Source organism: Streptomyces klenkii, assembly GCF_003626645.1.
Classification (GTDB): domain Bacteria; phylum Actinomycetota; class Actinomycetes; order Streptomycetales; family Streptomycetaceae; genus Streptomyces; species Streptomyces klenkii.
The window spans coordinates 508,895-528,258 of record NZ_RBAM01000002.1 but is presented as its reverse complement, the minus strand read 5'-3'; the positions used below and the strand labels follow the sequence as shown (position 1 = coordinate 528,258).

Below are 19,364 nucleotides of genomic sequence, written 5' to 3'. Positions count from 1 at the left end.
GCCGCTGTCGTTCCGCCGTTCCCGCCCTCCTCCTCCCCTCAGGTGATCCCATGATCGGTCGTATCCCCGTCCTGGACCTCGGGCCGCTCGTGGACTGCGGCCGCCGGCCGGTCAAGGCGGTCGTCGGCGAGACCTTCCAGGTCACCGCCACCGTCTTCCGCGAGGGCCACGACGCGCTCGGCGCCAATGTGGTGCTGCGCGACCCGGCGGGCCGCTGCGGCCCCTGGACCCCCATGCGCGAGCTCACGCCCGGCACCGACCGCTGGGGCGCGGACGTGACCCCGGACAGCGAGGGGCGCTGGACGTACGCGGTGGAGGCGTGGAGCGATCCGGTGGCGTCGTGGCGCCGGACGGCGTCGGTGAAGATCCCGGCCGGCATGGACGTCCAACTCGTGCTGGAGGAAGGCGCGCTGCTGTACGAGCGGGCCGCCGCCGGAGTGCCGAAGAAAGAGGGCCGCGAGGCGGTGCTGACCGCCGTCGACGCGCTGCGCGACCCGGGCCGGCCGGCCACCGCCCGGCTCGCCGCCGCCCTCGCGCCGCCGGTCACGGCCGCCCTGGCCGAGCACCCGCTGCGCGAGCTGGTGACCGCGAGCCGGCCGGTGCCGGTGCTGGTGGAGCGCGAGCGGGCGCTGTTCGGGTCCTGGTACGAGATGTTCCCGCGCTCCGAGGGGGCCCGGCCCGCGGAGGGCCGCCTTCCCGCCCGCAGCGGCACGTTCCGGACCGCGGCGCGGCGGCTGCCGGCCGTCGCCGCCATGGGCTTCGACGTCGTCTACCTGCCGCCGGTGCACCCCATCGGCACCGCGTACCGCAAGGGCCCCAACAACGCGCTCACCGCGGGCCCGTACGACGTCGGCAGCCCCTGGGCGATCGGCTCGGCCGACGGCGGCCACGACGCCCTCCACCCGGACCTCGGCACCTTCGAGGACTTCGACCACTTCGTCGCGCGCGCCCGCGAGCTGCGCATGGAGGTCGCCCTCGACTTCGCGCTCCAGTGCTCCCCGGACCACCCCTGGGTGGCCAAGCACCCCGAGTGGTTCCACCACCGCGCCGACGGCACGATCGCCTACGCCGAGAACCCGCCCAAGAAGTACCAGGACATCTATCCCCTGGCCTTCGACGAGGACTTCGACGGGCTGCTCCGGGAGAGCCTGCGGGTGCTGCGGTTCTGGATGGAGCGCGGCGTGCGGATCTTCCGGGTCGACAATCCGCACACCAAGCCGGTGGTCTTCTGGGAGAAGGTGATCGCCGAGATCGGCCGCACCGATCCGGACGTGGTCTTCCTCGCCGAGGCCTTCACCCGGCCCGCGATGATGCGCACGCTCGGCGCGATCGGCTTCCAGCAGTCGTACACCTATTTCACCTGGCGCAACACCAAGGAGGAGCTCACCGGCTACCTCACGGAGCTGGCCGGGGAGTCGGCCGCCCTCATGCGCCCCAACCTCTTCGTGAACACCCCGGACATCCTGCACGCCCATCTCCAGCACGGCGGGCGGCCCGCCTTCGAGGCGCGCGCCGTGCTCGCCGCGACGCTCTCCCCGTCCTGGGGCGTCTACGCCGGTTACGAACTGTGCGAGAACACTCCGGTGCACCCCGGGAGCGAGGAATACCTGGACTCGGAGAAATACCAGCTGCGGCCGCGCGACTGGGAGGCGGCCGAGCGCGAGGGGCGCAGCCTGGCCCCGCTGATCACCCTGCTGAACCGGCTGCGACGGCGCCAGCCGGCCCTGCGGCAGCTGCGCAACCTGCGTTTCCATTACGCCGACAACGACGCCGTCATCGCCTATTCCAAGCGTGCGGGCACCTCGTGCGTACTGACCGTTGTCAACCTCGACCCCCACCACACCCACGAGGCCACGGTCTCGTTGGACATGCCGGAACTCGGCCTCGCATGGCATGAGTCCGTCCCGGTGCGCGACGAGCTCACCGGAGAGACCTATCACTGGGGCAGGGACAACTATGTGCGCCTCGAGCCGGGCCGTTCTCTCGCGCCCGCGCACGTGTTCTCGCTGCGACCGTCCTCACCGATCGGAGGGTCACCCACACCATGATCGTCAATGAGCCCGTCCCCGATACCTTCGAGGACACTCCCGCCAAGGACCTGGATCCCGACTGGTTCAAGCGCGCCGTCTTCTACGAGGTGCTCGTACGGTCCTTCCAGGACAGCGACGGCGACGGCATCGGCGACCTCAAGGGTCTGACGGCCAAGCTGGATTATTTGCAGTGGCTGGGCGTCGACTGCCTGTGGCTGCCGCCGTTCTTCCAGTCGCCGCTGCGCGACGGGGGCTACGACGTCTCCGACTACACCGCGGTGCTGCCGGAGTTCGGCGACCTGGCCGACTTCGTGGAGTTCGTGGACGCCGCGCACCAGCGGGGCATGCGCGTCATCATCGACTTTGTCATGAACCATACGAGCGATCAGCACGAGTGGTTCCAGCAGTCGCGCAGCGATCCCGACGGCCCCTACGGCGACTACTACGTCTGGGCGGACGACGACAAGCGCTATCCGGACGCGCGCATCATCTTCGTCGACACGGAGACCTCGAACTGGACCTTCGACCCGGTCCGCAAGCAGTACTACTGGCACCGCTTCTTCTCGCACCAGCCCGATCTCAACTACGAGAACCCGGCGGTGCAGGAGGAGATCCTGGCCGCGCTGCGGTTCTGGCTGGACCTCGGCATCGACGGCTTCCGGCTGGACGCCGTGCCCTATCTCTTCGCCGAGGAGGGCACCAACTGCGAGAACCTGCCGCGCTCGCACCAGTTCCTCAAGCGCGTCCGGGCGGAGATCGACGCCCATTACCCGGACACCGTGCTGCTGGCCGAGGCCAATCAGTGGCCCGAGGACGTCGTCGACTACTTCGGGAACTACGAGTCCGGCGGCGACGAATGCCATATGGCATTCCACTTCCCCGTGATGCCGCGCATCTTCATGGCCGTGCGCCGGGAGTCGCGCTACCCGGTCTCGGAAATCCTGGCGAAGACCCCGGCCATCCCCTCGCGCTGCCAGTGGGGCATCTTCCTGCGCAACCACGACGAGCTGACGCTGGAGATGGTCACCGACGAAGAGCGCGACTACATGTACGCGGAGTACGCCAAGGATCCGCGGATGCGCGCCAACATCGGCATCCGGCGGCGGCTCGCCCCGCTGCTCGACAACGACCGCAATCAGATCGAGCTGTTCACCGCGCTGCTGTTCTCCCTGCCCGGCTCTCCGATCCTCTATTACGGCGACGAGATCGGCATGGGCGACAACATCTGGCTCGGCGACCGCGACGGCGTGCGCACGCCGATGCAGTGGACGCCCGACCGCAACGCGGGCTTCTCCTCCTGCGACCCGGGCCGACTGTACCTGCCGACCATCATGGACCCGGTCTACGGCTATCAGGTCACCAACGTCGAGGCGGCGATGAGCAGCCCCTCGTCGCTGCTGCACTGGACCCGCCGGATGATCGAGATCCGCAAGCAGAACCCGGCGTTCGGGCTCGGCTCGTACACCGAGCTCACCTCCAGCAACCCGGCCGTGCTCGCGTTCCTGCGCGAAGTGCGGCTGCCGGGGCAGGGGGAGGACGACATCGTGCTGTGCGTGAACAACTTCTCCCGCTTCGCACAGCCGACCGAGCTCGATCTGCGGGCGTTCAGCGGCCGGCATCCCGTCGAGCTGATCGGTGGGGTGCGCTTCCCCGCCATCGGTGAACTGCCCTATCTGCTGACCCTGGCCGGTCACGGCTTCTACTGGTTCCGGCTCCGCCGTGGTGCGCCGCCGCAGGCCGGCCACTGAGGGCGCTCCCGTGCGCGCCGGCGCCCGCCGGCCGGCCGCGCACGGGCGGTTTTCCCCCGGCAGCCCTGGGAACTCGTACTACTACGCACGAGCCGGGCCGAACGGATCACTTCCGCTACGAGGACCGCCGCAGGGGCCGCACCCCGGCCGCCGCGCGCGCCGCACCAGGGGCCGCGGGCGCTGACCGCACCGGACGAGCCCGCACGGCACTTCCCCCGGCCCCGGCCGGGGAGCCCAGCACCGCAGCACCGCGTACAGGTCAATGCCGCAATCCGGGACCGCGATCCGGGACACTTTGCCCCATATGCCACGCCCCGGGGAAAGGACGCGACGCCATGTCGGACGCTGCACCGTCCCGCCGGGGCACCGGACGCCGGGGGGCCTCCGCCGCCTCCGGCCCGCTGCTGTCCTCGGTCCGCGCCGCCCCCGCGGCCCACGCGCCCGAGGCGGAGGCCGCCGACGCGGGGCTGCTGGGGTCGCTGGTGCCGCTGCTCTCCGAGTGGCTGCCCCGTCAGCGCTGGTTCGCCGGCAAGGGCCGCCCCATCACCGGCTTCACGCTCGTCGCGGCCACGGAGCTGCTGCCGCACCACGCCGGGGCCACCGCCCCGGGCCTGCTCCACCTGCTCGTGCGGGCCCAGCAGCCCGGCTCGCCCGGGGCGGCCCCGCCCGGGGGCGCTCCCGGCCCCGCCATCCACGCCGGCACCGACGACTGCTACCAACTCCTGCTCGGCGTGCAGGACGTCCTGCCGCCGCACCTCGCGCCCGCCCTCATCGGGCGGCCCGTCGGCGGCCCGCTGCACGGCCGCGCCGTCTACGAGGGCCTGGCCGACCCCCGGCTCGCCACCCTGATCCTGGAGCGGCTGCGGCTGCCCGGCCGGCTCGGCCCCTTGCGCTTCACGCGCGAGGAGGGCGTCGTCATCGGCGCCGGGCTCGCGCCCCGGCTCATCGGCGCCGAGCAGTCCAACTCCTCCGTCGTCTACGGCGAAACGTACATCCTCAAGCTCTTCCGCCGCGTCTGCCCCGGCACCAACCCCGACCTCGAACTCCCCCGCGCCCTCGCCGGCACCGGCTGTGCCCGGGTGCCCGCGCCCGCCGCCTGGTTCGAGGCCGTCGTGCCCGGCGCCGGCGCCGAGGCCATGACGCTCGGCGTCCTCCAGCCCTACCTGCCCGGCTCCGCCGACGGCTGGCAGCTCGCCCTCAGCGCGCTCGCCGTCCGCGCCGACTTCACCGCCTCCGCCCGCGCCCTCGGCCACGCCACCGCCGAGGTCCACGGGGCGCTCGCCGAGGCGCTCCCCACCGTCGTGCTGCGCCGCCCCCAGCTGGAGCACCTCGCCGCCGCCATGACCCGACGCCTCGACGCCGCCGCCGAGGCCGTCCCCGCGCTGCGCCCCTACCGGGCCGCGCTGCGCGGCGCGTACGACGACCTGGCCGCGCTCGGCCGGGCCGGGCGCACGTGGCGCGCCCAGCGCATCCACGGCGACCTCCACCTCGGGCAGGCGCTGCGCACGGCCGAGGACGGGCGCTGGGCCCTCATCGACTTCGAGGGCGAGCCCGCGCGCCCGCTCGCCGAGCGGACCCGGCCGCAGCCGGCCGCCCGCGACGTCGCCGGAATGCTGCGCTCCTTCGACTACGCGGCGGCCGTCGGGCGCGCGGGCGGCACGAGCTGGGCGGAGCGCGCCCGCGCCGCGTTCTGCGAGGGCTACGGGGCGGTGCACGGCGATCCGCGCGAGGAGCCGCAGCTGCTGCGCGCGCACGAAACGGACAAGGCCGTCTACGAGGTCCTCTACGAGGCCCGCCACCGGCCGGACTGGCTGGTGGTCCCGATGGCAGCGATCCGCCGCCTGGCGGACCCGACGGGACCGGCGGCGCCGAACGGGGGCCACACCCTATGAGGACGCGCCCCCCGAACAACCACGGGCCGGTCCGGCACCGCGCCCGTATGGCTTATTCCGCTCCCGGGGCCGGCGGTGTCGTCGGCCGGGAGGTTCTGAGGAGGACCGCACTGTGACCGCTCGACCGCCGTCCCGACGACCGCCTCATGAGCCCGAAGCCGCGGAAGCCGCGCGAGGGGTCCCGGCCACGTTCCTGCCGGGGCGGGGCGGGCAGGCGGGGCGGGCGCCCGAACCGGAGCCCGGCGCGGAGCCCGCAACCGCACAGGGCTCCGGGCGCCCACCCGCGCGGCGTGGAGCGCGGCGGGCGGAGCCGCTGGGGGCGGAGGACCGGGAGCGGCTGCTGCACGGCGCGCACCACGACCCGCACGGCCTGCTGGGAGCGCACCCGGTGCGCGGCGGCGTGCGCTTCCGCACCCTGCGCCCCTTCGCACGCTCCGTGGCGGTCACCGCGAAGGGCCTGCGGGTGGACCTGGACGACGAAGGGGACGGCTTCTTCGCGGCGGTGCTGCCCCTCAGCGAGCTCCCCGACTACCGCCTCCTGGTGAGCTACGAGGACACGGAGCTGGAGACGGAGGACCCGTACCGCTTCCTGCCCGCGCTCGGCGACCTGGACCTGCACCTGATCGGCGAGGGCCGCCACGAGCAGCTGTGGCGGGCGCTCGGCGCGCAGCCGATGGAGCACGAGGGAGTGGCGGGCACCCGCTTCACGGTGTGGGCGCCGAACGCCCGCGGCGTGCGCGTCGTCGGCGACTTCAACTACTGGGACGGCACGGGGCACCCGATGCGCTCGCTGGGCGCGACCGGGGTGTGGGAGCTGTTCCTGCCGGGCATCGGCGAGGGCGCGCTGTACAAGTTCGAGATCACGCGCCCGGACGGCTCGCACACGATGCGCGCGGACCCGATGGCGCGGCGCACGGAGGCCCCTCCGGCGAACGCGTCCGTCGTGCACGCCTCGCACCACGCCTGGCGGGACGCGGAGTGGATGGCGGCGCGCACGGCCCGGCCGGTGCACGAGCACCCGTTCTCGGTGTACGAGGTGCACCTGCCGTCCTGGCGCCCGGGCCTGACGTACCGGCAGCTGGCGGATCAGCTCCCCGCGTACGTCAAGGACCTCGGCTTCACGCACGTGGAGCTGATGCCGATCGCCGAGCACCCCTTCGGCGGTTCGTGGGGTTATCAGATCACCGGTTTCTACGCCCCGACCGCCCGCCTGGGCACCCCGGACGACTTCAAGTACTTGGTGGACGCGCTGCACGCGGCGGGCATCGGCGTCCTCATGGACTGGGTGCCGGCGCACTTCCCGCGCGACGACTGGGCGCTGGCCGAGTTCGACGGGCGGCCGCTGTACGAGCCCGCGGACCCGCTGCGCGCCGCGCACCCCGACTGGGGCACGCTGGAGTTCGACTACGGCCGTACGGAGGTGCGCAACTTCCTGGTGGCCAACGCCGTGTACTGGTGCGAGGAGTTCCACATCGACGGCCTGCGCGTGGACGCCGTCGCCTCCATGCTCTACCTCGACTACTCGCGCGAGGAGGGGCAGTGGACGCCGAACGCCCACGGCGGCCGGGAGAACCTGGACGCGGTGGCGTTCCTCCAGGAGATGAACGCCACCGTCTACCGCCGCTGCCCCGGCGTGGTCACGGTGGCGGAGGAGTCCACGGCGTGGGACGGCGTCACCCGCGCCACGCACCACGTCGGCGCGGGCGGCTTCGGCGGCCTCGGCTTCGGCCTGAAGTGGAACATGGGCTGGATGCACGACTCGCTGGTCTACGTCTCCAAGGAGCCGGTGCACCGCAAGTACCACCACGGCGAGATGACGTTCTCGATGATCTACGCGTACAGCGAGAACTACGTGCTGCCCATCTCGCACGACGAGGTCGTCCACGGCAAGCGGTCGCTGGTGTCGAAGATGCCGGGCGACTGGTGGCAGCAGCGCGCGAACCACCGCGCCTACCTGGGCTTCATGTGGGCGCACCCGGGCAAGCAGCTGCTCTTCATGGGGCAGGAGTTCGCGCAGGGCGCGGAGTGGTCCGAGGCGCACGGCCCGGACTGGTGGCTGCTGGACCCCTCGTACTCGGCGGAGGCGGACCACCGGGGCGTCCGCGACCTGGTCCGCGACCTGAACGCGGCCTACCGCTCGACGCCCGCCCTGTGGCAGCGGGACACGGTGCCCGAGGGCTTCGAGTGGGTGGTGGGCGACGCCTCGGAGGACAACGTCTTCGCGTTCCTGCGCTTCGACGCCCAGGGCGCGCCCCTGCTGGCGGTCAGCAACTTCTCCCCCGTGGTGCGGCACGGGTACGCGCTGGGCGTGCCCGGCCGGTTCACGGCGTGGCAGGAGATCCTCAACACGGACGGCGGCCGCTACGGGGGCAGCGGCGTCACCACGCCCGACCCGGTCAAGACGGAGGCCACGCGCCACCACGGCCGCCCGGCGAGCATCACGGTGACGCTGCCGCCGCTGGCGACGGTGTGGTGGCGGGCGGTGTGAGGACGGCCCCGGCGGCATGACGAAGCCCCGGCCACCCGCCGGGGGTGTCCGGGGCTTCGTAGGGGGCCGGGGCACCCGTTGCCGCCCGGGGTCCGGGGCATCGCCCCGGTTTCGGGAAGGGGTGGGTCAGGGGAATTCCCCCCCGCCGCGACGGCGATCAGCCCCCGGGGCGGAATCCGGCGGTGCCGAACGGCCTCAGACCGCGGCCGTCTCCTTCTCGGCCTCGGCCGCCGCGGACTCCGGCCCGCTCTTCCCGCGGCCCGGCAGCAGGAAGGCGACCAGCACCGTGCCGACGCCGAGCACGACCGCGCCGATGACGCTGGTGTGGGCGACGGCGTCCGCGAAGGACTTGTGCACGGCCTCGACGACGGCCTGCGCCTGCTGCGCGCCCAGGGCGGCGGCCTTCTCCGGCCCGACCTTCGGCGCGGCGCCCGTCGCGACCTGCTTGCCGACCTCCTTGGCCACGGCCAGGCCCGCGCCGACCGAGTCCTGCGCGACGGTCAGCGCCTTCTCGGGCAGCTTCGGGCCGCCGGCGGCGGCGGCCTCGGCAGCCGCGTCGCCGAGGTTGGACGAGTAGGTCTTGGCGAGCACGGTGCCGAGGATGGCGATGCCCAGGGAGCCGCCCATCTCGATGGAGGTGCTGTTGACGGCGCCGCCGACGCCCAGCTGGTCCTCCGGGAAGGAGCCCATGATGGCGTTGGTGCAGGGCGACAGGGACAGGCCGATGGCCAGGCCCAGGATGATCAGCGGCAGGACGAAGTCGTTGTACGTGGACGTCTCGTCGACGCGGGCCAGCAGTGCGATGGCGACCGTGCCGACGGTCATGCCGAACGCCACGGTGACCTTCATGCCGACCTTGGGCGTCAGGATCGCGGTCAGGGCGCCGCCCACGAACACCGCACCGGCCAGCGGCAGCATCCGCACGCCCGTGTCCAGCGGCGAGTAGCCGAGGACGAACTGGAGGTGCTGGGTGAGGTAGTAGAAGGCGCCGAAGACGGCGAGGAAGAACAGCGCGACGGCCATGGTCGAGCCGGCGAACGCGCGCTTGGTGAAGCGGCGGACGTCGAGGACCGGGTGCGGGTGGCGCAGCTCCCACAGGACGAAGAGGACCAGGCCGACGCCCGCGATGACGGCGGCGGCGATGGCCTTCGCGCCCCAGCCGAAGTGCGGGCCCTCGATGATCATGTAGATGAGGGAGCCGACCCAGACGACGGACAGCACGCCGCCGACGTAGTCGATCTTCGCCGCCTGCCCGCCCGGCCGCGCGGCCTTGGACGGCGGGACGAGCGCCAGCGCGCCGATGATGCCGAGGGCCGCGATCGGCACGTTGATGAGGAACGTGGAGGCCCAGCCGTGGTCCTCCAGCAGCGCACCGGCCACGAGCGGGCCGACGGCGATGGCGAGACCGGCGGTGGCCGTCCAGATCGTGATGGCCTTGGCGCGCTCCTCGCGCGGGAACGTCGCGGCGAGCAGCGACAGCGTGGCCGGCATGATCATGGCCGCGCCGACGCCCATGACGGCGCGCGCCGCGATGACCGCGCCCGAGCTGTCCACCATCGAGCCGGCGACGGAGGCCGCGCCGAAGACGAAGAGGCCGAGAACGAGCGCTCCGCGGCGGCTGTACTTGTCGCCGACGGCGCCGAGGATCAGCATCAGCGCGGCGTACGGGACGGTGTAGCCGTCGATGACCCACTGGAGGTCGGAGCTGCCCAGGCCGAGGTCCTTGACCATGTCGGGGGCGGCGACCGTCAGGGACGTGTTCGCCATGACGATGATCAGCAGGCTGATGCAGAGCACGCCCAGTGCCGCCCAGCGCCTCTTGTACGGACCGTCCATCTCGTCGACCGGTGTCGACATCGCGAGGCCCATCGGCCACCCCTTCCAGACTTGCACACGGTTGTGCAATTACACAGCAGTGTGCAAATTACGGGACGGCGCCGCCCAGTGCAAAATGAGGGGCGGGATGTCGGCCACGCCGGCCGCGCCCGCAGCCCCCCCACGTCAGCAGAGTCCCGGTCCGGGACCCGCTCAGTGACCCCACGGACAGAGAAGAGACCAATGGCCGGCAGAGCGGACGCCAATCGCCGCCGCATCATGGACATCGCGCTCGGGGAGCTGCTGCGCGACGCGGACGCGAGCATGGACCAGATCGCCCGGGCCGCGGGCGTCGTGCGGCGCACCGTCTACGGCCACTTCCCGAGCCGCGACGCGCTGATGAGCGCCCTCGTCGACGACGCCGCGAGCGCGGTGGAGGTCGCCCAGGCGGAGGCCCTGCGCGACGTCGCCGACCCCGCCAAGGCGCTCGCCCGCTCCATGCTCGCCGCCTGGGAGATCGCCGACGGCTACCGCCTCCTGATCTCCCTGGCCCAGCGCAGCGTCACGGTCGAGGGCATCCACCGCCGCCTGGAGCCGGTGCGCCGCGAGTGCGCGGCCATGCTGCAACGCGGCCTGGACGAGGGCCGCTTCGTCTCGCCGCTGCCCGCGATCGCCCTCGCGTACGTGCGGGAACAGGTGCTCTTCGGCCTCATGCAGGCGGTCAACGACGGTGTCCTCGCCCCGGCGGACGCCGGCCGCTCGGCCGCCGTGACCACGCTCACCGCGGCGGGAGTTCCCGCGGTGGAGGCTGAGGAGCTGGTGGCCGGCCTGACAGCAGCGCCATAGAGCCGGGCCATGCCGTGTGCGGCTCCGGCGGCTTCCCGCCACCGCGGTCGACGGCGCCGCGGTCGCCGTCGCCGTCGAGGCCGGAACCAGGGCTGCTGCTCCGGCTGGGGCGGCGGATGATGGGGCCCTTGCTACGGCTCGGGCTGGCGCTGACGCTCGGGCTGGTGCTGACGCTGGGACTCCTGCTGACGCTCGGGCTCCTGCTGACGCTGGGGCCCCTGCTGACGCTGGGGCTCCTGCTGACGCTGGGGATGATCACGACGCTGCGGCTGGGGCTGGGGCTGGAACCAGGCTGAGAGCTCGTCACCCTGCTGGGGCTGGAGGTGGCAATGGGGCCGTTGCTGCTGGGGCCGGGACCGGGGCTGAAACTCACCCGAGGGCCGCTCGCCCCGTCCGAAGGGCCGTCGGGGGACGGGCTGCCGCCCGCCACGGGCCCCGAGGAACCCGGCTGCGGCCCCGGGGACGGACCGTCGCCGCCGGCGCCGGCGACTGCCGCCCACACCACGACGACGGCCACCGCCCCGGCGAGGAAGAGCAGCCCGCGCCGGAGCAGGTTCAACCGGGCCGGGCCGGGGCCCTCTCCCCGGCCCGGGCCGGAGGCCTCCACGTAGGCGAGGTTCGCCCGGGTGAGCTCCGCTCCGGCGGCGTCGCCGAGGGCCTCCCGCAGTTGCAGGGCGTACCGCAGCCGGGCGGCGGCGTCCTCGGGCCGGTCCTCGGCGTAGGCGACGGTGCCCAGTTCGTGGGCGAACAGTGCTTCCGACGCCTGGTCGCCTATGCGCCGGGCCGCGTCCTCGCCCTGCTGGAGCACGTCCTTCCACTGCTGCCAGCGGCGCCCGGCGAACAGCGCGGCCTCGGCGAGCTTCGCCAGCCGGATCACGGCCCGCCACTCGGCCCGCTCGGCGGCGAACCCGAGGAGCCCGACGATGCCCTCGACGCCTTCGAGCGCGTCGTCGAGCCCGTGCACTCCTCCGTCGAGGGCGCCCTCCAGCCAGGCGGCGAGCCCGTTGACGGCCGAGCTCAGCGAGATCGCGTCGAGGAGCAGGTCCCGGAGGCTGTCCTCCAGGCACACCGGCAGCCCGAAGCGGTCCTCTTCCGGCCGCTCGACGAGCCCGCGCTCGTGCAGGGAGATCAGGGTCTGTGCCGCGTAGGTGATGTCGCCGACGGCCGACAGCCAGGCGCCCGGCACCAGCGCCCCGGCCACGATCGCCAGGGCCGCGAGGGCCTTGCGCTCCGGCCCCGACAGCCGCCCCGCGCTCATCCGGTCCAGCTCGCGCACGCCCCGCGCGGCGCGGTGCGCCACCGCCTCGACCGGGTGGCCGGCCCGCACCAGCGCCGCGGCCTGCTTGACGGACAGCGGCCGCCCCCGTACGGCCTCCAGCAGCCGCCGTACGACGGGCAGTTCGGCGTCCCACAGGGGGCGGCCCAGCGACTGGGCGAACAGGGCGTACGCCGCGTCCGGCGGCAGCCCCGTCAGCAGGTGCGACGTCACCGCGCCGCCGGGTCCGCCGCCCAGCACCGGCCGCTCCGCGCCCACGAGCAGGACGCAGCCGGGCAGGGCGTCCGCCAGCTGCCGCGGGATCCGCGAGCCGGGCGGCACCTCGTCCAGCACGATCAGCGGCCGGGCGTGCCGCAGGAGCTGCCGGCAGACGGATGCGGAGTACTTCACCGGTTCCGCGCCCGCGGACACGTACAACTCGTCCACGAGCAGCTGGAGAACGTCCTCCAGCGGAGTTCCGGCCACGCGTACGAACGCGCTGCGCCTGCCGCCCGAGGCGATGTTCCGGAGCAGGCTGGTCTTCCCGGACCCGCAGGGTCCGTGGAACTCCACCGAGCGCCCGGCCGGGATCTCCCGCCAGGCGGTGGCCAGCGCTTCCTCGCGGCCGAGGAGTACGGGTGCCGGGGCGGCCCACCGCCGCCGCGGCCCGGGGTCGTGCAGAAGCAGCTCCGAACGCTGGAGCCTGGTGCCGCTGCGAGAGGTGAGAGTGATACGGGAGCTGCCGTAGAGAACGCTGTACACATTTCCCCCTGGGCACGAAGGACGCGCCGTCGAACGGCAGCGTCTGACTCGCACGCCCCCGCGTCCAGCACCGGCACGCCCCATGCACCCGCGCGCCCCCCTGGATGCACTGCGCGCCCTCAAGGAGCGCAGACTCGTACACCCGGCGTACGGCGCCGTGGCCGTCTCCGAGCGCCGGCCACCGCACCGAGCGGCACGGGCATCCGCTGCACGGCGTAGCCGACGCGGCGCTCCGCACCGGACCGTGCGGGCCGGGGCGCCTGCCCGTTACGGCTGTTCGCCCCAGAGGACGGCCTGGGCGACGATGACACGCTCCCCGTTGAACGTCACCGCAGGGCCCCCGTGCAGCCGGTAGCCCAGCGCCAGCGCCTCGCTCACGCGGTGGCAGAACGCGGCGTCGTCCGGGCCGGTCAGGACGCGGTAGACGGGCAGGCCGTCGGGCGGTGTGATCATGCGGCGAGCATGCCACGCATGCTCACGCTCACGCGACGCAGAATTCGTTGCCCTCGGGATCTTGGAGGACGACGGCATAGTGGTCCGTGCCCGGATCGTCCAGCACGCGGATCACCGTCGCACCCGCCGCCGTCAGCCGGTCGACCGCCACCGTGACCCGGACCGTACGCGTCGCCAGCGGGACCTTGCGGCCTCCGCCCACCTTGAGGTCGAGGTGGACGCGGTTCTTGGCGGTCTTCGGCTCCGGGACGCGCTGGAACCAGACCCGCGGCCCGCGGCCCGCCGGGTCGACGATCGACTCGGGGCTCTCCCCGGCGCCGCCCTCCAGCTCCGCCTCCGGCACGCCGATGGCCGACCAGTACTCCCGCCACGTGGCACGGCCTTCCGGCGGGGGCTCGGGGACATATCCCAGCGCCTCCGTCCAGAAGGCCACCATCCTGCGCGGGTCCGCGCAGTCGATCGTCAGCTGCAAAGTCGGCTCCATGCCCCCACCCTGGCAGAGAGCACTGACACTCAGGCCGGCACGCCCGCCGGCTCCTTCGGCGGCTCCGGCAGGGCATCGCCCCCGTGTCCCCCGTCCGCCGCGAGCGTCGTCTCGTCGAACGGCGCCCGCCCGGCGAGGACTTCGGCCACCTGCCGCTTGTCGATCTCCTTGGTCCAGGTGCCCACGAGGACCGTCGCGACCGCGTTGCCCGCGAAGTTCGTCAGCGCCCGCGCCTCGCTCATGAAGCGGTCGATGCCGACGATCAGGCCGACGCCGTCGACGAGTTCGGGGCGGTGGGACTGGAGGCCGCCCGCGAGCGTGGCGAGGCCCGCTCCGGTGACGCCGGCCGCACCCTTGGAGGCGACGATCATGAACAGGAGCAGGGAGACCTGCTGGCCCAGGGCGAGCGGCTCGCCCATCGCCTCCGCGATGAACAGCGACGACATCGTCAGGTAGATCGCCGTGCCGTCGAGGTTGAAGGAGTAGCCGGTGGGCACGGTGATGCCGACGACGGGCTTGCTGACGCCCAGGTGCTCCATCTTGGCGATCAGCCGCGGCAGGGCCGACTCCGACGACGACGTCGAGAGGATCAGCAGGAACTCCCGGCCCAGGTACTTCAGCAGCGCGAAGATGTTCACCCCGGCCACCAGCCGCAGCAGCGTGCCCAGCACCACGATCACGAACAGCAGGCACGTGACGTAGAAGCCGATCATGATGACGGCGAGGGACTTCAGCGCGGTGACGCCCGTCGCGCCGACGACCGCCGCCATGGCGCCGAACGCGCCCACCGGCGCCGCCCACATGATCATGGCAAGGATACGGAAGACCAGCTTCTGGACGTGGCCGATGCCGCGCAGCACCGGCTCGCCCGCCGTGCCCAGCGCCTGGAGCGCGAAGCCCGCGAGGAGGGCGACCAGCAGGGTCTGGAGCACCTGGCCGCCGGTGAAGGCGGAGACCATCGTGGTGGGGATGATGCCGAGCAGGAACTGGGTCGTGGACTCGCTGCCGCCCTTCGCCTGCGCCGCCCCCTCGTGGCGCACCGCGTCGGTCAGGTGCAGCCCGCTGCCGGGCTCCAGGATGTTGCCCACGACGAGGCCGATGGCCAGGGCGACGGTCGACATGACCAGGAAGTAGCCGAGCGCCAGGCCGCCGACCGCGCCGACCTTCGCGGCCTTCCGCACGGAGCCGATGCCGAGCACGATCGTGCAGAAGATGACCGGCGAGATCATCATCTTGATCAGGTTGACGAAGCCGGTGCCGAGCGGCTTGAGCTCGACCGCGACGCCCGGCGCCGCGAGGCCCACCGCGATGCCGGCGAGGACGGCCGCGATCACGGCGAGGTAGAGGTAGTGGGTCCGGTCCGGCCGCCGGGGCGCCCGCCCGGCCGGTGGTGGTGCTGCCTGTGCCGTCACGGGGGTCTCCTCGTCGTCGCGGCTCTGGGTACGGCTGAGTACGCCCTGACGGGCCTGTACGCATGGATGTCTGTACGCATGGATGGTCCATGCACCCGGACCCGTCCTGATGTGTCCGGGTACGTTCCGGGCGCCCCGCTCTTCCGGCGAGTGGGGCTCCGGCGACTATGCACGGCTCTGTGACCGTGGTCACCCTTATGTGCATTACGTTCACGGGCGCGGGCCGGTGCACACTGTCCGCCATGCGCAGACCCCGCATCCGCCGCCCCCGCAGCCTGGCCGGCCAGCTCTTCGCGATGCAGATCGTGCTGGTCACCGTCATGGTGGCCGGCTGCGCCGCCTTCGCGTACGTCGCCGACCGCGGCCAGGCCGGGGAGGCCGCGCGCCACGAGGTGACCGCGGCGGCGGTCGCCGTGGCCGCGTCCTCCTCCGTCCGGGACGCGGTCCGCTCGCCCGACCCGGCCGCCGGCCTCCAGCCGTACGCCGAGCGCGTGCGCCGCGACACCGGCGTCGACTTCGTGACGATCATGAACCCGGACGGCATCCGCTGGACCCACCCGGACCCCGCCCGCATCGGCGAGCGCTTCCTCGGCCACACCGGGCCGGCCCTGCGCGGCGAGACGTTCTCCGAGACGTACACGGGCACGCTCGGCCCGTCGGTGCGCGTGGTCGTGCCGGTCATGGACGGCGACCGGGTCGTCGCCCTCGTCAGCGCGGGCATCACCGTCGACGCGATCAGCGCCGAGATACGCCGGCAGTTGCTCGGCCTGCTGCTCGTCGCCCTGGGGGCGCTCGCCCTCGGCGGCGCGGGCACGTACCTCCTCAACGCCCGGCTGCGCCGCCACACCCACGGCATGAACGCCGGCGAGCTCAGCCGGATGCACGATTACCACGAGGCGACGCTCCATGCCGTGCGCGAGGGCCTGCTGATGCTCGACGGGCAGCACCGTATCGCCCTCATCAACGACGGCGGACGCGAACTCCTCGGCCTCACCGGCGAGGTGATGGGCCGCCGCGTCGACGCCCTGGGCCTGCCGCCCACCCTCACGGACGCTCTCCTGGCCGCCGGGCCGCGCGTCGACGAGGTCCACGCGACCGCCGACCGCATCGTCGTCCTCAACACCTCGCCCGTCTCCGGCGGCGAGCGCCACGGCACCGTCGTCACCTTGCGCGACCACACCGAACTCCAGGCGCTCTCCGGCGAGCTGGACTCCGTGCGCGGCTTCGCCGAGGCGCTGCGCTCCCAGGCGCACGAGGCGGCGAACCGGCTGCACGCCGTGGTGTCCCTGATCGAACTGGGGCGCGCGGACGAGGCCGTCGAGTTCGTCACCGCCGAGCTCGAACTCGCCCAGGCCCTCACCGACGAGGTGGTCGGCGCCGTCGCGGAGCCCGTCCTCGCGGCCCTGCTGCTCGGCAAGGCCGCCCAGGCCAACGAGCGCGGCGTCGAGCTCGTCCTCGCGCCCGACACGCACGTCGACGACGGCCTGCTGCCGCCCCGCCTGCCCTCCCGCGACCTCGTCACCATCCTCGGCAACCTCGTCGACAACGCCGTGGACGCCGCCGCCGAAGAAGCCAACCGCAGCGCTGCGGAGGTCCGGCACGCGCAGGTCACCGTCACCCTGCGGGCGGAGACCCGCGCGATCGCGGGCGGCAGCGAGCTGCTGCTGCGCGTCGCGGACACCGGGGCGGGCGTGGCGCCCGAGGTCATGGAGGAGGTGTTCCGGCGCGGCTGGTCGACCAAGTCGCCCGGCGGCGCGCCCCACGGCCGCGGGCTCGGTCTCGCGCTCGTGCGGCAGGCGGTGCGCCGCAACGGCGGTACGGTCTGCGTCACCGGCTCGCCGGGCGGCGGCGCGGAGTTCACCGTACGGCTCCCCCTGCACGCCGCCCTCCCCGCGGACACGCCGCCGACCCCCGCCGTACGGACCGGAGCGCCCTCATGAGCAGACCCGACACCGCCCCGCGGCCCATCCGCGTCCTCGTCGTCGAGGACGACCCCGTCGCCGCCGACGCGCACGCCCTCTACGCCGGCCGCGTGCCCGGTTTCGCCGTGGCCGGGATCGCGCACTCCCTGGGCGACGCCTCGCACTTCCTCAAGCGCACGCCCGTGGACCTGCTGCTGCTCGACCTGTTCCTCCCCGACGGCCACGGCTTGCAGCTGCTGCGCTCCCTGCGCACCGCGGGGCACACCGCCGACGTCATAGCCGTGACGTCGGCGCGCGACCTGACGGTCGTACGGGAAGGGGTGTCGCTGGGCGTCGTGCAGTACGTCCTGAAGCCGTTCACGTTCGCCACCCTGCGGGACCGCCTCACGCGCTACGCCGAGTTCCGCTCGGTCGCGGGCGAGGCCAGCGGGCAGGAGGAGGTGGACCGCGCGTTCGCCGCCCTGCGCGCGCCCCAGCCGGCCGCGCTCCCCAAGGGGCTGAGCCAGTCCACCCTCGGGTCGATCACCGAGGCGCTGCGGGGCGCCGGGGACGAAGGCCTGTCGTCCGGTTCGGCGGCGGCCGCCGTGGGCATCTCGCGGATCACCGCCCGCCGTTACCTCGAACACCTGGTGACGACGGGGTGCGCGGCCCGCACGCCCCGCTACGGCCAGATCGGCCGCCCCGAACTGCGCTACCACTGGCAGAGCAGGGCCTGACGCGGGCCCGCGCACAGGGCCCCGGGAAGGGGCGCCGGGGATACGGCCGGTGCGAAACGGGAACGTACGACCTCAGGAAGGCGCATCCCGCCGAAGCGCCGCGCCCGGCGCGAAGGCCCGCCCCCAGGAGGTCGCCCGTGCGCCCCACCCTTCTCGCCCTGCTCGCCGTCACAGGTCTCACCGCGGCCTCCCTCACCGCCTGCGGCCAGGGCTCCGGCGGCGGCGACCCGGACACCGTCCGGATCGCCTACCAGCGCAACACCGACAACAAGAACCGGATCGTGGACGACTACCTGGCCGGGATCAAGAGACAGTTCGAGCGCGCGCACGAGGGCAAGAAGCTGGAACTGGTGCCGGTCCAGGCCGCCCAGGCCGACTACTACGCCAAACTCCAGCAGATGATGCGGTCACCGAAGACCGCGCCGGACATCGTCCGCGAGGACACCTTCCTGATCAAGTCCGACATCAAGGCGGGCTACCTGCGGCCGCTGGACGACGAGCTGGCGGGCTGGAAGGACTGGGCCCGCTTCGCGCCGGCCGCGAAGGCGTCGGCGCAGGGCGAGGACGGCAAGACGTACGGGGTGCCGGACGGCACCGACACCCGCGGCCTGTGGTTCAACAAGGAGCTCTTCGCGCGGGCCGGGCTGCCCGCCGACTGGCGCCCGCGCACCTGGAACGACGTCCTGGACGCGGCCCGCACGGTCAGGAAGAAGGTGCCCGGCGTCATTCCCCTCAACGTCTACACCGGCAAGGCGCCGGGCGAGGCCGCCGCCATGCAGGGCTTCGAGATGCTGCTGTACGGGACGGGCAAGGACCCGCTGTACGACCCGGCGGCGGGCAAGTGGGTGACGTCGAGCCGCGGGTTCCGCGATGCGCTGGAGTTCGTGCGGACGGTCTTCGCGGAGAAGCTCGGCCCGGATCCGGCGGACGCCCTCGACCCCAACGTGGACGGCCGCGTCGCCACGGACTGGCTGCCGTCGGGCAGGCTCGCGATCGACCTCGACGGCTCCTGGCTCGGCAAGTACTGGCAGCCGGCCGGCACGAGGCCCTGGCCGCAGTGGACGTCGGTGATGGGCCGGGCGCCCTTCCCCACGCAGAACGGGGCGGCCCCCGGGGCGGTCAGCATGTCCGGCGGCTGGGCGTGGTCGGTGAGCGCGAAGTCCGGCAAGGCGGACCTCGCGTGGCAGGTGATCGAGACGCTGCAAACGACCGAGAACGCCACCACGTGGACGGTGAGCGACGGGCAGATCGCCGTACGGGACGACGTGGCGGCCTCGCGCACGTACTTGTCGTCGATGCCGGGCGTCGACTTCTTCACCGGGCTCGTCCCGTACACCCACTACCGGCCGGCGCTGCCGCTCTACCCGCAGGTCTCCAGCGCCATCAGGGACGCGATGGAGGCGGTGACGACGGGCGACGCGTCCGTGGTGCAGGCGGCGAAGCGCTACGACGAGGAGCTGACGTCGGTGGCCGGCGGGTCGGGTGTGACGGCGCGGGAGCGGTGACGGTGACGGCGGCCGGGGCGGTGGCGGTGACCGTAG

At 73.2% G+C, this 19,364-nt stretch carries 13 protein-coding genes; 8 read left to right on the top strand and 5 right to left on the bottom strand.

What is annotated here, in order from left to right; genetic code table 11:
• Nucleotides 1–50 precede the first annotated feature (50 nt).
• From D7231_RS05740 to glgB, 4 genes are all read left to right on the top strand, one after another.
• Complete coding sequence (locus D7231_RS05740; RefSeq protein ID WP_120753817.1) at nt 51–2,048, top strand: alpha-1,4-glucan--maltose-1-phosphate maltosyltransferase; 1,998 nt, start codon at nt 51–53, stop codon at nt 2,046–2,048.
• Nucleotides 2,045–3,778: a maltose alpha-D-glucosyltransferase gene (gene treS / locus D7231_RS05735; protein ID WP_120753816.1), complete on the top strand. Its 1,734-nt coding sequence runs from the start codon at nt 2,045–2,047 to the stop codon at nt 3,776–3,778. Before D7231_RS05740 ends, treS begins: the two co-directional genes overlap by 4 nt.
• A 335-nt stretch (nt 3,779–4,113) precedes the next feature.
• Nucleotides 4,114–5,670 (top strand): maltokinase N-terminal cap-like domain-containing protein, encoded by a 1,557-nt coding sequence (locus D7231_RS05730; RefSeq protein WP_120753815.1) that lies wholly within the window; start codon nt 4,114–4,116, stop codon nt 5,668–5,670.
• Between the two features lie 112 nt (nt 5,671–5,782).
• The gene (glgB, locus tag D7231_RS05725) at nt 5,783–8,158 is read left to right on the top strand and encodes a 1,4-alpha-glucan branching enzyme (RefSeq protein ID WP_391473970.1); all 2,376 of its coding nucleotides are present in this window, start codon (nt 5,783–5,785) and stop codon (nt 8,156–8,158) included.
• A gap of 195 nt (nt 8,159–8,353) precedes the next feature.
• Here the strand turns inward: glgB and D7231_RS05720 are convergent, their stop codons facing one another.
• Complete coding sequence (locus D7231_RS05720) at nt 8,354–10,027, bottom strand: MFS transporter (protein WP_120753814.1); 1,674 nt, start codon at nt 10,025–10,027, stop codon at nt 8,354–8,356.
• Between the two features lie 189 nt (nt 10,028–10,216).
• On the opposite strand from D7231_RS05720, the gene D7231_RS05715 reads away from it, so the two are divergent.
• A complete protein-coding gene (locus D7231_RS05715; RefSeq protein WP_120753813.1) occupies nt 10,217–10,819 on the top strand; it encodes a TetR/AcrR family transcriptional regulator in 603 nt (200 codons plus the stop codon).
• On the opposite strand, the gene D7231_RS05710 is transcribed toward D7231_RS05715, so the two are convergent.
• The 4 genes from D7231_RS05710 to D7231_RS05695 form a co-directional block, all read right to left on the bottom strand.
• The gene (locus tag D7231_RS05710) at nt 10,752–12,836 is read right to left on the bottom strand and encodes an NB-ARC domain-containing protein (protein ID WP_120753812.1); all 2,085 of its coding nucleotides are present in this window, start codon (nt 12,834–12,836) and stop codon (nt 10,752–10,754) included. The two genes, D7231_RS05715 and D7231_RS05710, sit on opposite strands and share 68 nt — an antisense overlap.
• Nucleotides 12,837–13,103: 267 nt before the next feature.
• Complete coding sequence (locus tag D7231_RS05705) at nt 13,104–13,289, bottom strand: DUF1737 domain-containing protein (RefSeq protein ID WP_120753811.1); 186 nt, start codon at nt 13,287–13,289, stop codon at nt 13,104–13,106.
• Between the two features lie 28 nt (nt 13,290–13,317).
• Nucleotides 13,318–13,773 (bottom strand): VOC family protein, encoded by a 456-nt coding sequence (locus tag D7231_RS05700; protein WP_120753810.1) that lies wholly within the window; start codon nt 13,771–13,773, stop codon nt 13,318–13,320.
• A gap of 29 nt (nt 13,774–13,802) precedes the next feature.
• Nucleotides 13,803–15,185, bottom strand: coding sequence for a cation:dicarboxylate symporter family transporter (locus D7231_RS05695; protein WP_120753809.1), 1,383 nt, complete (start codon nt 15,183–15,185; stop codon nt 13,803–13,805).
• A gap of 242 nt (nt 15,186–15,427) precedes the next feature.
• On the opposite strand from D7231_RS05695, the gene D7231_RS05690 reads away from it, so the two are divergent.
• The 3 genes from D7231_RS05690 to D7231_RS05680 all read left to right on the top strand — a co-directional run bounded on the left by D7231_RS05690 (nt 15,428) and on the right by D7231_RS05680 (nt 19,328).
• Nucleotides 15,428–17,125: a sensor histidine kinase gene (locus D7231_RS05690; RefSeq protein WP_120753808.1), complete on the top strand. Its 1,698-nt coding sequence runs from the start codon at nt 15,428–15,430 to the stop codon at nt 17,123–17,125.
• Nucleotides 17,122–17,823 (top strand): response regulator, encoded by a 702-nt coding sequence (locus tag D7231_RS05685; protein ID WP_120753807.1) that lies wholly within the window; start codon nt 17,122–17,124, stop codon nt 17,821–17,823. The genes D7231_RS05690 and D7231_RS05685 overlap by 4 nt, the downstream gene beginning before the upstream one ends.
• A 137-nt stretch (nt 17,824–17,960) precedes the next feature.
• Complete coding sequence (locus D7231_RS05680) at nt 17,961–19,328, top strand: extracellular solute-binding protein (RefSeq protein ID WP_120753806.1); 1,368 nt, start codon at nt 17,961–17,963, stop codon at nt 19,326–19,328.
• The last annotated feature ends 36 nt before the right edge of the window (nt 19,329–19,364 follow it).